This window comes from Brumimicrobium salinarum (assembly GCF_002844555.1).
GTDB classification, from domain to species: Bacteria; Bacteroidota; Bacteroidia; order Flavobacteriales_D; family Crocinitomicaceae; genus Brumimicrobium; species Brumimicrobium salinarum.
In genome coordinates, this window is the sequence record NZ_PJNI01000001.1 from 215,207 (window position 1) to 230,663 (window position 15,457).

The following is a 15,457-nucleotide window of genomic DNA, read 5'->3' on the forward strand; positions in this document are numbered from 1 at the left end:
AATACGTTTTTCTCATGAAAATCATAAAAAAAGCAATACTCGCCTTTGTTTTACTGCTGTTATTTTGGGTTTTAGTATTTGATTTTCAAAGGGTCTTATTTTCCATTCATTACTTAGACAAACTTAAAGACAACTCTTTTTGGGAATGGATACAGATCTTTTTTCACTCCATTCGCTTAGACTTAGCAACAGGAAGTGTGTTAAGTGTATTGCCACTTGTGTTGATCACTATTTTTATTTCCACGCAGAAAAAACTCTTCTTCAATCTCTTTAAAATAATACTAATTGTTGAGCTCGTTCTTGTTGCCATGATTCATGCCGGAGAAATAAATGCCTATGGTGAATGGAATCATAAATTAACCTCACGTGTTTTTATGCATTTGAGTAATCCTGATGAAGTTTTTAGAACAGCTGATTACACAATGACCGTATTATTTATCCTATACCTGATTTTAGAAATTGTATTTGGATGGAAAGTAAGTAAATGGCTTTTTAAAACTACTCGATTTAATGTCGAACAAACACAGATTTGGTTAAAACTACTCTTGTATATCCCTATCCTTCCTGTTTTATTAGGCCTTCAGTTTCTTTTAGCACGAGGAGGTTGGCAACAAATTCCAATAAATATAGATGCTTCCTATTTTTCAAAAAACTTTGTCATCAATGACATTTCTGTTAATTCACCCTATTTTTTTGGAAAAAGTTTTTTACTCTTTAAGCGTTCAAACATTGGTGAGTTTTTATCCAACTACAGTCAGGAAGAGCTAGCCAATACAATGTCAGATTTTCTTAACTATGAGAAAGAACACGATAATTATATTTTAGAAAATACTTCGCCAAATTTGGTATTCGTAATTCTTGAAAGTTGGACATCAACAGTCAGCAGTCGATTATCTGGAAAACCAGGCGCTACGCCAAACTTTGATGAATTAAGCAAATCAGGTGTATTGTTTACAAATCTTTACGCAACAGGAAGCACCTCAGAGATAGGAAATGCGAGTATTTTTTCAGGTTACCCAGCCCTACCCGAAATCTCTATTTCTATGCAACCCTTTAAACATAGAAAATTAAAATCGCTCAATCAAAGCTTAATGCATAGAGATTATACGTCGGGGTATTTATTTAGTGGTGATTTAAAATACGGAAACATCGACAGTTATTTTAATGACCATGGTTTTGATCGCATTCAAGATGAATCAGACTTTCCTTCCAATTTGGAAAGAGGTAAGCTCAATTATTACGATGAAGACTTATACGACCTATTTCTAAATAAAATTAATCGCCAAGAAGAACCTTTTCTTGAATGTGCTTTTACAGGAAGTACACATTCACCTTATGACTTTCCTGGACACAATAAAGAAAGTTGGAAAGGCAAAGCAGCCAACTTTATGAACTCTGTAATTTATGCAGATCAATGTTTAGCGGAATTCATACAGGAAGCAGAAAAACAAAAATGGCATGAGAACACGTTATTTATCATTGTTGCCGATCATGGACATGCTTCGCCGTATATCAGCAACCCAAATGACGCTGAATTTTATAGAATACCCTTACTTTTATATGGACCTGCATTAAAAGACGCTGCAAGAGGAATGGTTATTGACAAAGTAGGTTCACAAGCCGATATTGCTGCAACCTTGCTTTACCAAATGAAAGTTGATACTGGTAAAGACTACCCATGGAGTAAAGATTTATTAAACCCAAATGTTCCTGAATTTGCTTTGCACGCGACAACACGAGGGTTTGGATGGGTAACACCAGCAGGTAAATTCACCTTTCATTTAGACTATCAAAAATACATTGTAAACACCTTTGATCCTCAAATGCTACCTCAAGAAAGAAAAAGATGTGATGCATTCATGCAGATGATTTATGAGGAGTATGAATCGCTGTAAACCTTGTCTATAATCTTGTTGTAATGTATCGTCGAGCGCTTTTGCCTTTAAATTTCTTCGTGGTCATAATGATACAGATATTAAATTGAAAGCTTAGCCCAGATTATTAACTCCTTTGGTCGTTGAGCTCACAGACTCGGTTTATGCGTTAAATTTTAAATCTTACAAATACACAAGATTTTTTTGTCATCATTTTTGTTTTGCTACGCGACAAAAATGCCGTCAAAAGAATTATACCGATATTTATAGCCCCGTGTAAGCAAAGCGCAACGCAGGGCTATAATTACTTGACACCTTCAGCGTCAGGTGTAATTCAATCTAAAAAATTCGACTTAGTCGATGAAGTTAGCTATTTTATGTTACAAAAGACCCTGTCTTGGAATTCGGGTTAGACCCAAACGAAAGATAAGCAAAGATATAGCGTTGCCATTTATTCCAAAAAATAAATCGACAAGTTACTTTCTTTTCCTTTTTGGATTGGTTTGAAATAAAATATCCGTATCTACCAAGCGTTCTGCACCTTTAAAATCTTTTAAGGCATCAATATCGGTTGGAAAGAAGTTCTCCTTACCGATTTCATCAAACATATTTGTTTTAAAGAACTTATCCCTTACTGGTCCTTTCAAGCAGGTAATGACTAAACGAATATCATTTTGTCGATACTCTTCTGCTAATTCACTAAGTGTATCAATCGCTGTAGTATCAATTGAATCAATCGCACTGGCGTTTATAATAACATATTTGAGGTGCTCATGATGTTGTTCAAAGCTTTTCAGTTTTTTTAAAAAATGGGGAACATTTGCAAAAGTTAATGGCGCATCAAAGCGATAAATGAGGATACTGTCGTCAATATCTACATTGGTATGTCGATCAACATTTCTAAAGGTATCAAAAGTTCCTTTTACCAACCCAATTTCAGCGGCATGCGGATAAGTAATGGCGTATACTAATGCCATTATAGACAATACAACACCTGTGATGATTCCTTCTTGAACACCTACTAAGAAAGTAACCAATCCGGTAACGGCGAACATTAAAAAATCTCGTTTATCAATTGTCCAAAGTCTACGCAGGTACTTAAAGTCCATTAAACCAATAATAGCAACAATAATTATGGCCGCTAATGCTGCTTTAGGTAGAAAATAAAAATAAGGCGTTAAAAAAACGAGTGTTAAAATGACCAAAGTGATGGTGAAAATGGTTGACACATTAGTTTTTGTACCTGCTTGTTTATTCACTGCTGATCTTGAAAAACTAGAAGAAGTTGGATAAGCATGGAAGAACGCACCAACAAACTTAGAAATACCCAAGGCAATTAATTCTTGATTTGGCTTTAAATTTCCAGCATCTTCTTTATCTTCTAATGATACACCAATCGCATACACTTCAACAAAACTTATAAATGCAATAGTAACACTCACAGGAAGCAATGTTTTAATCAACGCCCAATCCATTGTAGGAATAAAAAACGATGGCAAACCTTCAGGAATTACACCTAGAATATCTACATTTTTATTTTCCATGCCAAAAAAGAAAACGACCAATAGGGTTATAAACATAACGATCAATTGATTCGGGATTCTTTTACTAAATCTTTTCATATAAAAAAGAAAAGCGATAGAGAAACCAGATAAAAGCAAGGTATAAATATTCAAACTAGACAAATTGGAACCTAATGCAACAAGGGTGTTAAAAGATCCTTTGGCATTAACATCTATACCTGTTGCACTCTTTACCTGACTTAGAAATATGGTTAAGGCAGCACCAAAAATAAATCCTTTTAAAACTGGTTTGGAGATAAAATTGACAATTTTCCCCAATTGAAAAGCGCCCATAAGGGTTTGGATTACACCTGAAAGCAAGGCAATCACAAAAACAGCGTTTAAAAATTCCTTTTCTTCGGTAATACCAGCGTGATTTAATCCTGTGATAACAAGAAGGGAAGTTAATGCAGCTGGACCAATGGCAGCATATTTAGACGTTCCCATTAACATATAAATCAATAAGGGAACAATGGAAGCATAAAGGCCATATACTGGTGGAATTTCGGCAATATAAGCATACGCCATCCCTTGTGGAATCAGCATAACACCAACCGTTAAGCCGCCAATTAAATCTTGGGTAAATAGTTTTCCGCTATAGTTCTTTAATTGATGTAGAAATGGAAGTTTAAACTGCATAAATAATGAATATACTTATATTTAATGGCAAAATTACAATCTACGAAGATAAAAAGGAAAAAAATATAATTACGTTACATATATCACAATTTACATATCAAGTAGACACCAAAAAAAGAGGTCTTTCTTTCGAAAAACCTCTTGTTAAATATCATTTATAAAAGTCAGAATTCGTAATCACAAATCAATTATCCGTTAATAATTAACCAATTCCTCAAAGTACATTACCCATTCAAGGCCTCTGCACCACCAACAATTTCAAGAATTTCATTGGTAATTGAAGCTTGACGTGCTTTGTTATATTCTAACGTTAAATCATCTTTCAACTCTGTTGCATTATCCGTTGCTTTATGCATTGCCGTCATTCTTGCACCATGTTCTGAAGCATTAGAATCAAGTACTGCTTTAAAAAGTTGCAGTTTTAATGACTTAGGAATAATTTCACTAATGATTTCTTCTTTTGAAGGTTCAAAAATATAATCTCCTATTTCATTTGAATCCTCTTCTGAGGTAGATGGAACAATTGGCAATAACTGCTGATCACGAATAATTTGAACAGCTGCATTTTTAAACTCATTGTAAACGACAATTACTTGGTCGTATTTCTCTTCAATAAAAGAGTCCATAGCATACTGCGCATACTCTGAAACGTGTTCAAATGTAAGGTCATCGAAAATAGCTGCTTCATTACTTAAATGTTCAGGTCGATTTAAAATTCCTCCATTTTTAAAGGAGTCATTTACTTTTTTACCGATTGACAATAATTCCACATTTTTACCTGCTAAATCGCCTTTGAGCAATTCATTGATTTTTTTCGTGATATTGTTATTAAAACCACCACACAATCCTCTATTGGATGAGATACCGATGATTAGTACATTTTTCACTTCACGTTGCTCAGCGTATCTATTTTCAGAAAGATCAAGCGTAGCACTAACGTTGCCAAGAATTTCTTGGATTTTGTTAGCATAAGGACGCAATTGTGTAATTGCATCTAATGCTCTCTTCAATTTTGCAGCAGAAACCAATTTCATGGCTTGTGTAATCTGCATCGTTGAAGAAATAGAAGTAATACGGTTTTTTATTTCCTTTAAATTCGCCATTCCTTACAATTCAATTCACTTTCTATCTAAGAAAGATTAATATTTTGAAGCAATTTCCTTTGCTACTTTTGTTAAAGTAGTTGTTATTTCTTCTGTTAATTTTCCAGCTTTTAAAGTATCCATAAGATCTTTATGCTTTGCATCTAAGTAATCTAAATATTCGATTTCGAAAGCTTTAACTTTCTCAACAGGTACATTTTGAATTAATCCTTTAGTACCAACATAGATAATCGCAATTTGACGCTCTACTGTAAATGGATCACCTTCGTTTTGCTTAAGGATCTCAACATTACGTACACCTTTGTCAAGTACATTTTTCGTTGCAGCATCCAAGTCCGAACCAAATTTAGAGAAAGCCTCTAACTCACGGTACTGTGCTTGATCTAATTTTAACGTTCCTGAAACTTTCTTCATTGATTTAATCTGAGCAGATCCACCAACACGTGATACAGAAATACCTACGTTAATTGCTGGACGAATACCTGCGTTAAATAAATCAGACTCCAAGAAAATCTGTCCATCAGTAATCGAAATTACGTTGGTTGGAATATAAGCAGAAACGTCACCTGCTTGCGTTTCAATAATTGGAAGAGCAGTTAGAGAACCTCCACCTTTCACTTTACCTTTCAATGCTTCAGGTAAATCGTTCATTTGAGATGCAATACTGTCATCGTTAATGATTTTTGCAGCACGCTCCAACAATCTTGAGTGAAGATAGAAAACATCACCAGGGTACGCCTCACGTCCTGGAGGACGACGTAACAATAATGAAACCTCACGATAAGCAACCGCTTGTTTTGATAAATCATCAAAAACGATTAATCCTGGGCGTCCTGTATCTCTAAAGAACTCACCAATTGCTGCACCTGTCATCGGAGCAAAGTATTGCATTGGAGCAGGATCAGAGGCATTTGCTGCAACAACAGTTGTATAAGCCATTGCACCAGCTTCTTCAAGTCTTTTAACAATACCTGCAACTGTAGAACCTTTTTGTCCAACAGCTACATATATACAATGAACAGGCTCACCTGCATCATAAAATTCTTTTTGGTTAATGATGGCATCAATCGCAACAGTAGTTTTTCCTGTTTGACGGTCACCAATAATCAACTCACGTTGTCCACGACCAATTGGAATCATCGAGTCAATAGACTTAATTCCTGTTTGCATTGGTTCTGTAACAGGTTCACGATAAATTACCCCTGGCGCTTTACGCTCGATTGGCATTTCGAACAATTCACCTTCAATTTTACCTTTTCCGTCAATTGGTTCACCTAATGTGTTCACCACACGACCAACAATTCCTTCACCAACTTTTACTGAAGCAATTCTTCCTAATCTTTTTACAGTATCTCCTTCTTTTACTGCCGTAGAGCTACCTAAAAGTACAGCTCCAACGTTATCTTCCTCTAAGTTGAGGGCAATTCCTTGAAGACCACCATCAAATTCAATTAGCTCTCCATATTGAACACCTCCAAGACCGTAAATACGTGCAATACCATCACCAATTGTGAGTACCGTACCTACTTCTTGAAGTTCAGCTTCGGTTTTAAATCCTGAAAGCTCTTCTCTTAAAATTGCAGAAACTTCTGCTGGTTTTATATTTGCCATTTCTTTAAACTTTTATTAACGCAAGCGTTAAATTATCGTATTAAACGTTGTTTCATTTCATTAAGTTGATGTGCAATACTCGCATCAATACGTGTATCACCCATTCTTACCACAAACCCACCAATTAAGGATTCGTCAACTTTTTCTGTAAGCTCAATTGAACCTTTGACTTGCTTATTTAATTTTTCTAAAATAGTGGTTTTTACCTCATCGTGTAATTTCACAGCAGAAGTAATCGTCATAGGTACAATTCCTCGAATTTCATTCAATTTAGAGATATACTCTTCCGCAATAAGCGGTAAAATAACCTCTCTATTGTTTTTGGTTAATAAATGTATAAACTTTTTAGAAACCTCTTGAAAACCTCCGAAAATCTTATCAAAGATTTCGTTCTTTTTATCCATTTTTATCAATGGACTATTTAAAAACACGTGGAAGTCTTTACTTTCGTTAGTTGTAGCTAACAAGTGCTCCATGTCTTTCAACACAGCATCTGTAATCTGCTTTTCTTCAGCCAATTCTAATAGTGACTGTGCATAACGACCTGCTACCTTCAATCCTTCCATTGTTCTTAATTTAAGTTGATGTCCTTAGCGAAACGATCTGCCAATTGTTTTTGCTTTTCGTCTGAAGAAAGTTCTTCTCGTAAAATCTTTTCAGCAATCTCTAAGCTAATTGATGCAACTTGATTCTTTAATTCAGCTACTGCTGCATTCTTTTCTGCCTCAATAGAAACACGCGCGTTTTCAACAATTTTATCTGCTTCTTCCTTTGCTTTACCTTTTGCTGAATCGATCATTCTGTCGCTCGTTTCTTTAGCTTCTTTGATCATGTCATCACGTTCAATGCGAGCTTCCTTCAACAAATTAGCATTTTGAGTTTGCAATTTCTCCATTTCTGCCTTGGTCTTCTTAGCCATATCCAAAGCATCCTGAATATTGTCCTCACGTTTATTAACAGCAGCCATAATCGGCTTCCAAATAAACTTCGTTAAAATGAACATAAGGATGATAAACGTCAATCCTGTCCAAAATACTAACCCAAGGTCTGGTGTAATTAAATCCATTGTTTATTGTTTTCTCTTTTAACTAATCTTTTTTAATAAACTCCGCACAACCAACCGTTGTGCGGAGATTACACTTCTTTTTTACTATCCTTGAAGCAAACCTACAACCACACCGAATAAAGCAACACCCTCAATAAGTGCCGCGGCGATGATCATACCTGTTTGAATCTTAGATGCAGCTTCCGGTTGGCGAGCCATTGCGTCCATTGCTGAACTTCCAATTTTACCAATTCCCATCCCTGCACCTAGTACAGCGATTCCAGCTCCTATAGCAGCTAATCCAGTCATAACTATTTGTTTTTATAAAGATTACTAATTAATTAATGTTCCTCAGCAACTGCTCCTCCGATGAAAAGCGCTGATAACATTGTAAAAATGAAGGCTTGTAAAAATGCAACCAACAATTTCAATATCAATAAAAATAATGACATTGGAATTGATAGACCTGCCCACGCCGCACTTCCGAACGTGAAAATAATTCCTGTTAATGATAATATAATAATATGTCCTGCTGTAATGTTTGCAAACAAACGCACCATCAATGCAAATGGCTTAGCAAATATTCCAACAATCTCCACTGGAATCATAATGGGTAACAACCAGAAAGGAACTCCCGGTGTTGCAAATATGTGACCCCAATAATGTTTGTTTCCTGAGAATACTGTAATCAATAAAGTAATTGCAGCTAAAGATAAAGTAAAGCTAATGTCTCCAGTTAAGTTCGCACCTCCTGGGAAGATTGGAACTAACCCCAACATGTTGTTGATCCAAATAAAGAAGAATGCGGTTAACAAATATGGCATGTACTTTTCGTACTTCGCTTCACCAATGTTGGTACGTGCAATATCGTCTCTAACAAAGATTACAATTGGTTCAATGAAACGCGCCAATCCTTTCGGTGGATGCATTCCGTCTCTCTTGTATGTCTTAACAGCAATTTTCAGTAAGAAAATCAACAATACAGATGAGAATAATAATGTAAATACGTGTTTTGTAATTGAGAAATCATAAGGTTTAGCACTTATCACATGACCTGCTTCATCGAAGTCAAGCTCACCGTTTTCATTTAACTTGTAAATCGTTTCATGATAAACCGCATACCCCAATTCAGAATTTAGGTAATAATGATCTTTTTCTCCTTCGGCATTTGTGATTTGAATTGGTGATTCTTCGTGGTAAAGTCTTTTCGAAGAAAAAACCTTCAATCCATTATCAATTAAAATAATAGGCAAATGAATAGACACATGTTGTTTTCCGTCATTATCATCCGTATAGGTTAAAATATGCCACTCATGCGCATCTTTAATGTGATGCATAATCATCTCTGTGACATCAACGGGCTCGCCTTCTTCAGGTGAACTTGAAAAAACTGGCGCAGAAAGTAACATTACTACTGTCCAAACTAATGCTTTAATCGCTGTATTCAACATTTTTATCCCTTTAAAGATGAATTGTTCTATTCAAATTTGGGTGCAAAGGTATATAATCTTTTTATAATTTTTATACCCTAAATCATTTTTATTTGGGATTGCTTAACTTTTTTAAAATATGTAAAATATTTGACGTTGCATATCTGATCGAAAATTAAATCAATAATCTGTTAATCAAAATTTTACTTTAAAAGTTCAGGATGTTTTGATTTGAATTCATTCAAGCGAGGAACAGAGACTGCTTTTACATAACTATTGTTTGGATGATTTCGTTCGTAATCTTGATGATAATCTTCAGCAGCATAAAACCCTTTGAGTGGAACTACCTCTGTCGTAATTTTTGAAAACTTACCTTCTTTTAAAAGTTGTTTTATATACGCTTGCGCTTCTTCTTGTTCCCTTTTGTTCTGATAAAAAATAGAACTTCGGTATTGCTTTCCTCTGTCTGGACCTTGTTGATTTAATGTTGTAGGGTCGTGAGAACCAAAAAATACTTTCAATAAAGTTTTATAATCAATTTTTGTACTGTCATAAGGCACCATAACGGCTTCTGCGTGATTTGTTCTTCCCGCACTCACCAAATCGTACTTTGCTGTTGAGGCTTTTCCTCCAGAATAACCAGAAACTACATCTCCAACTCCTTTCACAGATTCGAAAATGGCTTCAACACACCAAAAACAACCTGAAGCAAAATAAGCAACGGCGTTTGTTTTAATATTTTGATTAGAGGTAGAGGCGGTTTGTAAACCGACCGTACTACCATCATGCAACTTGCTCTTACTATTACAACTTGACATTGCAAATAAAAAAGAGAAGAATAATATTGTTGTTTTCATGATTTCGTTTTTTAAATAACGTTTTACCTTGTTATATTGTTTAATAATATAAAAATCCGTTTACTTGTGGGTGTAAGATTGTAAGATATTGAGAATGATTTTCGGTTTTAGGTGCGTTTTGTAGTGTCCTCCCCCCTGCCCCCCTCCAAAGGGGGAAGTGCTGCGGAGTAACTTCTGGGTTTAAGGAGAACGATTTTCACGTTAAAACATCTTTTATACGCAAAGTTCTACTTACACACTTAGAGGTGGGTCTTTACGTCTCCCCCTCAGGAGGGGGTTGGGGGGAGGATTTTGTTTCTAACCAACTTTTCCTTTTTAGTAAAATCAATTTCTATTTTAACGCTGTTTTGTAAATAGTAAAGGGTGGGTTTTATTGTGTCCTCCCCCTGCCCCCCTCCAAAGGGGGAAGTGCTGCGGAGTAACTTCTGGTTTTAAGGAGAACGATTTTCACGTTAAAACATCTTTTATACGCAAAGTTCTACTTGCACACTTAGAGGTGGGTCTTTACATCTCCCCCTCAGGAGGGGGTTGGGGGGAGGATTTAGCCTCGGACTAAAGACCTCCATACTTATTCGCCTTTTACACAAAAAAAGAGATTCCTCCATCAGCAAAAATCAAAGATTTTAACTGCTGTTCGGAATGACAAACAGATGAGAGAATTATGGGGTAAAAACAAGCCGAAGCTCTGCTTCGGCTTGTTTTTACCCACCCTCACACCCGAAACGATTGTCATTCCGATGGAGCCCGAGAACTCGGGGCGACGAGGAATCTATTTTTATAGCCGAAAAGTGGGTTCTTTCATCTCTTCCGTCAGCTGACGGAGATTGAGGGGAGGATTTTGTTTCAAACCAACTTTTCCTTTTTAGTAAAATCAATTTCTATTTTAACGCTGTTTTATAAATAGTAAAGGGTGGGTTTTAAGTGTCCTCCCCCCTGCCCCCTCCAAAGGGGGAAGTGCTGCGGAGTAACTTCTGGTTTTAAGGAGAACGATTTTCACGTTAAAACATCTTTTATACGCAAAGTTCTACTTGCACACTTAGAGGTGAGTCTTTACGTCTCCCCCTCAGGAGGGGGAAGTGCTGCGGAGTAACTTCTGGTTTTAAGGAGAACAGTATCTTTTCAAAAATCTATTTTTATACCCAAAAAGTGGGGCTCGGGGAGGATTCTACAACTTCACAAACCCAACCGCATCAACAGCGCTTCCAACTGTCTGTATCTTATAACTCCCCGAACTCCATCCCGAAGTATTCACATAAAAGACGTTCAGCCCTTTCTGTAAGGCTTCGTTTTCTGTGATGGTGTGCACTTTTCTTCCTTGATTGTCATAAATATGTAAACCAATGACCGTTTCCTTGGGGAGAACAACTTTTACCGTTAGTTGATCGTTCACTGGATTAGGATAAGGGTGAATAAGGGCCATTTCTGTTGGTGCAACTGCCGTGCAGACTTCGTTGTTGGCTAAATTGAGTTCAGAAAACTGACCCGGAGCAACAATCCGACCTTCAATGCATAAATAGTTCTGGTTGACTTCCTGATCTTGAACTGCAGCACTTGGCGAAGCGGAGAAAATATAATTCTCACTCTCCCCTGCTTGGAGGTTGCCTTCCCAGGTCTCCTTGAGTGGAACCATCCCAGGTTTGCGCAAGAATAAATCTACTGAAGTGATTGGTGTGGTTCCTACGTTCTTCAATTGAACGCCTAAGGTTAAAAATCCGTTTACTTCCTGACTAAACAATTGAGACAATTCCAAATCCGTGGTGCGTTCCAAGACGGTGCGTTGTATGCTCACACTGTCGGAGCAGCCGTGAATGTTGCGAACCCACAATGCTACCTCGTAAGTGGTATCGATTTGACTTTCGTCAAAAACGATACTGGTATCTGGACTTTGTGAGGTGGCGAAATCTCCAAAGGTCCACTGGTATTCATTTGCTCCTGTACTTGTACTTTCAAAAGTAATGGGGTAATCGGTGACAAACGCATTGGGGGAAAATTCAAAATCTGCCGAAATGAAATCTGCTATTTCCACCATAGCAAGTGCAGTATTCATACAGCCAAATGCCGATTGAACGGTTTGTTCTAAAGTATAACTGCCGCTTTGGTCGAAATTAGCGTTGACCGTAAATCCAGTGAGTGGAGCTTGACCGTCAATGGACCAATCGACTTGAGCTACACTGCCATTGGGAATGAAAGAATTATCCGTAAACTCGGTTTCTATGCCCGCACATGCCTGATCTACCGTATAATTAACTTGCGGAGTTGCATGAATTTTAACGGTTTGACTTTCGCTGTCGCTGCATCCGTTATTTGCTGTAGCAGTTAAGGTTACGGTGTAATTTCCATGCGCTGCATACGGTTTTTGCGGATCCGCTTGTCCGGAATTAGTGCCGTCTCCAAAGTTCCACTGATAGGTAGAAATAGTTGCAGGTGCCGTAATTGTGGAAGCATTCTGATAATTCACAACGTTGCCTTCACACACTTCGGTAAAGGTGAAATCTATATTTGGTGTGGGATCTATTGTTGTGCTTTGAACCAAGGTGTCTATACATCCAAAAATATCCGTTCCAACGAGCATTACGTCAAAATCTCCCGAAGTTTCAAAAAGGTGATGCGTATTTTGACCATTGGCCGTGTTTGCTGTTCCGCTTGCAGGGTCTCCAAAATTCCAACTCCAAGCAGTAATTGGTTCCGGAGACAATTGTCCGCCGTTGAAGGTAATGTCTTGCCGCTGACAACTGTTCGTTGATGTAAAGGATAGACTGGGATTGGCTTTAACTTCTATCGGAACGGTCGTGGTATTGAAACAACCCGATGACGTTGCTATGGTTAAAGTAATATCATAATTGCCCGCCGTAGCATACGCGAAACTGCCTTGTGTTGCGCTTGCTGTTTCTCCATTTCCAAAATTCCAATCGCTTGAAACGATGCTGGAACCGTCTGTGGTGCTGGAAAGATCTTCATAAGCGAAGGGTGCTGCGGTACACACATAGGCAGGAACATCTGCTAAAATGTTGGGCGCATCTCCAATGATGGTAATGGCAATGGTGTCCTTTACATTACAGCCGTTGGCGTTTTCAGCAATAACACTGTAAGTTCCTGTTGTGGTAATTTCAATTTCTGATGTTGTTTCGCTCGTGTTCCATACATAGTTTGTAGCCTCATTTGCTCCTGCAGTTAACCCTAAGTTGTTGCCCGAACATAAATCTTTGTCGGGACCTAAAGTGGCAGTGCTCGAAAATGGATCTTCCGAAAAAGTTAAGGTGTCCGATTTAAAAACGCATCCGTTGGTATCGGTGACGACAACATGAACCGCCCCTGGAGAAGCGATGTTTAATGTATCACCTGTAGAACCGTCTGACCAAAGGTAGGTATAGTGTTGACCGAGACCTGTATCCCATATTATGGAATCGTTGGGACAGTAGAGTTGGGTTGTGGGGTGTTGAAATTCTGGTAATTGAACATCTATTGTGTCACTTGAAATGTTTCCGAAAATATCTTCAACTTCCACCCAGTAGGTTCCGGATTGAGAAGGGATAAGGCTATCAGCAGTAGAGCCGTCTGACCAGAGGTAGGAGGTGAAATGTTTTCCAGCTTTTATAATTAAATTACAAAAGCTGTAATGAGATGAATCAATACCCACATTGACAGGTGGGGCGTACTTATTCATCAGATAGGATTCAACTTGAGTAAGCTCTGATAAACCTAGATTGCGATTATAAGCTACCATTTCAGCAAGATTACCTTCAAAAAAGTAATTAAGATCGAATCTTCCACCAACTCTAATTCCATTAAAGGACCCTGTACCAGTTGCTCCATTATCCTTATGAATCCCATTTTCTCTAATAGTATAAGAACCATTATTATACTGTATAGTGAAAAGTGTATAATCAAATGGAAACGATTTTGGATAGCTTTGAGTAAAGGTACTACCTGAATGAATGGACATTGTTAAGTTTGCTCTATGATAAAAAGAGTAGCCACCAGGATAATTTAGTCCACTGAAATAATACTTATTTCCAGCAGTAGATATATCTTTAAGAATGATAAAGAATGTATTTGGAGAATTGAATGTTTGATTAAAATCACAATCCATATAGTTATAATATCCACTAAATGATAAAGATGGGTGATTATTGAAGTCGTAAATAATATTGGGTCTGCGACTGGGTATAGTTTGAACAGCATTAAATCCATTTCCACTTTTATCATGTAAGATAGCTGCATTATTATTTGAATCTTGTGTTACCGAATCAGCAGAATACCATAATATAATATCATTGATATCATTTGGATCTGTTTGAGTTTGAACACAAAACGAAATTATGCCGATAAATAGGGTTAAAAATACGTACTTAATCATATTAGATTTTTCAACATAGTATCACTATAATACAAATATAAAGTATTCAAATGAATATACCTTTATGAATATTTTTTAGATTAAACATCTCGACATGATGACGATTGATAGATAAGCTATTAAACTCAAGGTATTAATACAGGGACAATATCTCAACACAGTTGTATTTGAACTAAAATACTGCTTAACCTGCACAGTTTAAATTCATTAATTCCTTACATTTGTTTTTTTATAATATTTCCTAAATGTAGATGTCACTAAAAATAAAATTAAAGAAATACTTTTCTTCTTTTAATTACTTCTATGGTTATTTAAAGTATAGGGTGTTTCTCATGCTCTTTTTAAGTATTCTTATTGGAATACTAGATGGATTAGGGTTGTCTATGTTTTTACCTTTATTACAAATGGCAGATGGTAGCTCTGAAGTAAGTAGTGAAGGAATGGGAAGTTTGAGTTTTATTATTGATGGAATACAGCAATTAGGGTTTGAACTTAACCTCATAACAGCTCTAATTTTTATGTTCACATTCTTTTCATTAAAAGGATTCATTTATTTTATTTCCCTAAAATTTAATGTGAAAATACTTCAGTTTTTTGTCTCTTCTATGCGCATTAAACTTACAGATCTGTTTACCCGCTATTCTTTTCAGCAATTCGTAACTTCCGATGTTGGGAGAATACAAAACTCGATGACAGGAGAAGTAGCACGTGTATCTAACGCATTCCGATTTTTTACAGATAGCGTACAGAACTTGATTATGGTTTTCGTATACCTCAGTTTTGTATTCATGGTTGATTGGAGGTTTGCTTTATTAGTATCTGTTGGGGGCGGACTTTCTAATCTTTTTTTAGACGTCTTTTTAAGAAAACGAAAGAGGAGTCCACAAAGCTCACTAATAATAATAGTAAGTTCCAAGGAGTTATCATTCAATACATAGCCAATTTTAAATATTTAAAAGCCACAGGTTTTATAAAGAAG

General features: G+C 36.7%; 11 protein-coding genes. 2 read left to right on the plus strand and 9 right to left on the minus strand.

Annotated features, from left to right (window positions below):
* Positions 1–14 precede the first annotated feature (14 nt).
* Positions 15–1,895: an LTA synthase family protein gene (locus tag CW751_RS01050; RefSeq protein ID WP_101333101.1), complete on the plus strand. Its 1,881-nt coding sequence runs from the start codon at positions 15–17 to the stop codon at positions 1,893–1,895.
* Positions 1,896–2,350: 455 nt separating this feature from the next.
* On the opposite strand, the gene CW751_RS01055 is transcribed toward CW751_RS01050, so the two are convergent.
* The 9 genes from CW751_RS01055 to CW751_RS01095 form a co-directional block, all read right to left on the minus strand.
* Positions 2,351–4,075, minus strand: coding sequence for a SulP family inorganic anion transporter (locus tag CW751_RS01055; RefSeq protein WP_101333102.1), 1,725 nt, complete (start codon positions 4,073–4,075; stop codon positions 2,351–2,353).
* Between the two features lie 224 nt (positions 4,076–4,299).
* Positions 4,300–5,178 (minus strand): ATP synthase F1 subunit gamma, encoded by an 879-nt coding sequence (atpG, locus tag CW751_RS01060; RefSeq protein WP_101333103.1) that lies wholly within the window; start codon positions 5,176–5,178, stop codon positions 4,300–4,302.
* 36 nt (positions 5,179–5,214) lie between these two features.
* Positions 5,215–6,789, minus strand: coding sequence for a F0F1 ATP synthase subunit alpha (atpA, locus tag CW751_RS01065; protein ID WP_101333104.1), 1,575 nt, complete (start codon positions 6,787–6,789; stop codon positions 5,215–5,217).
* Positions 6,790–6,821: 32 nt separating this feature from the next.
* Positions 6,822–7,355: an ATP synthase F1 subunit delta gene (gene atpH / locus CW751_RS01070; protein ID WP_101333105.1), complete on the minus strand. Its 534-nt coding sequence runs from the start codon at positions 7,353–7,355 to the stop codon at positions 6,822–6,824.
* Between the two features lie 5 nt (positions 7,356–7,360).
* The gene (locus tag CW751_RS01075) at positions 7,361–7,855 is read right to left on the minus strand and encodes a F0F1 ATP synthase subunit B (RefSeq protein ID WP_101333106.1); all 495 of its coding nucleotides are present in this window, start codon (positions 7,853–7,855) and stop codon (positions 7,361–7,363) included.
* Between the two features lie 84 nt (positions 7,856–7,939).
* Positions 7,940–8,143 carry an ATP synthase F0 subunit C gene (gene atpE / locus CW751_RS01080; RefSeq protein WP_101333107.1) on the minus strand — a complete coding sequence of 68 codons (204 nt, stop codon included), beginning with the start codon at positions 8,141–8,143 and terminating at the stop codon, positions 7,940–7,942.
* 32 nt (positions 8,144–8,175) lie between these two features.
* Positions 8,176–9,285: a F0F1 ATP synthase subunit A gene (atpB, locus tag CW751_RS01085; RefSeq protein WP_101333108.1), complete on the minus strand. Its 1,110-nt coding sequence runs from the start codon at positions 9,283–9,285 to the stop codon at positions 8,176–8,178.
* A 182-nt stretch (positions 9,286–9,467) separates the two neighbouring features.
* Positions 9,468–10,121, minus strand: coding sequence for a peptide-methionine (S)-S-oxide reductase MsrA (gene msrA / locus CW751_RS01090; RefSeq protein WP_101333109.1), 654 nt, complete (start codon positions 10,119–10,121; stop codon positions 9,468–9,470).
* A 1,165-nt stretch (positions 10,122–11,286) separates the two neighbouring features.
* A complete protein-coding gene (locus tag CW751_RS01095; RefSeq protein WP_101333110.1) occupies positions 11,287–14,478 on the minus strand; it encodes a PKD domain-containing protein in 3,192 nt (1,063 codons plus the stop codon).
* A gap of 251 nt (positions 14,479–14,729) precedes the next feature.
* Here CW751_RS01095 and CW751_RS15620 point away from each other — a divergent pair, with 251 nt between their 5' ends.
* Complete coding sequence (locus CW751_RS15620) at positions 14,730–15,416, plus strand: ABC transporter ATP-binding protein (RefSeq protein ID WP_240612510.1); 687 nt, start codon at positions 14,730–14,732, stop codon at positions 15,414–15,416.
* Positions 15,417–15,457 lie beyond the last annotated feature (41 nt).

Bases quoted from the DNA above. Each gene is read 5' to 3' on its own strand.
- CW751_RS01050 (WP_101333101.1), top strand. From the start codon at position 15: ATGAAAATCATAAAAAAAGCAATACTCGCCTTTGTTTTACTGCTGTTA.
- CW751_RS01055 (WP_101333102.1), bottom strand. From the start codon at position 4,075: ATGCAGTTTAAACTTCCATTTCTACATCAATTAAAGAACTATAGCGGA.
- atpG (WP_101333103.1), bottom strand. From the start codon at position 5,178: ATGGCGAATTTAAAGGAAATAAAAAACCGTATTACTTCTATTTCTTCA.
- atpA (WP_101333104.1), bottom strand. From the start codon at position 6,789: ATGGCAAATATAAAACCAGCAGAAGTTTCTGCAATTTTAAGAGAAGAG.
- atpH (WP_101333105.1), bottom strand. From the start codon at position 7,355: ATGGAAGGATTGAAGGTAGCAGGTCGTTATGCACAGTCACTATTAGAA.
- CW751_RS01075 (WP_101333106.1), bottom strand. From the start codon at position 7,855: ATGGATTTAATTACACCAGACCTTGGGTTAGTATTTTGGACAGGATTG.
- atpE (WP_101333107.1), bottom strand. From the start codon at position 8,143: ATGACTGGATTAGCTGCTATAGGAGCTGGAATCGCTGTACTAGGTGCA.
- atpB (WP_101333108.1), bottom strand. From the start codon at position 9,285: ATGTTGAATACAGCGATTAAAGCATTAGTTTGGACAGTAGTAATGTTA.
- msrA (WP_101333109.1), bottom strand. From the start codon at position 10,121: ATGAAAACAACAATATTATTCTTCTCTTTTTTATTTGCAATGTCAAGT.
- CW751_RS01095 (WP_101333110.1), bottom strand. From the start codon at position 14,478: ATGATTAAGTACGTATTTTTAACCCTATTTATCGGCATAATTTCGTTT.
- CW751_RS15620 (WP_240612510.1), top strand. From the start codon at position 14,730: ATGTCACTAAAAATAAAATTAAAGAAATACTTTTCTTCTTTTAATTAC.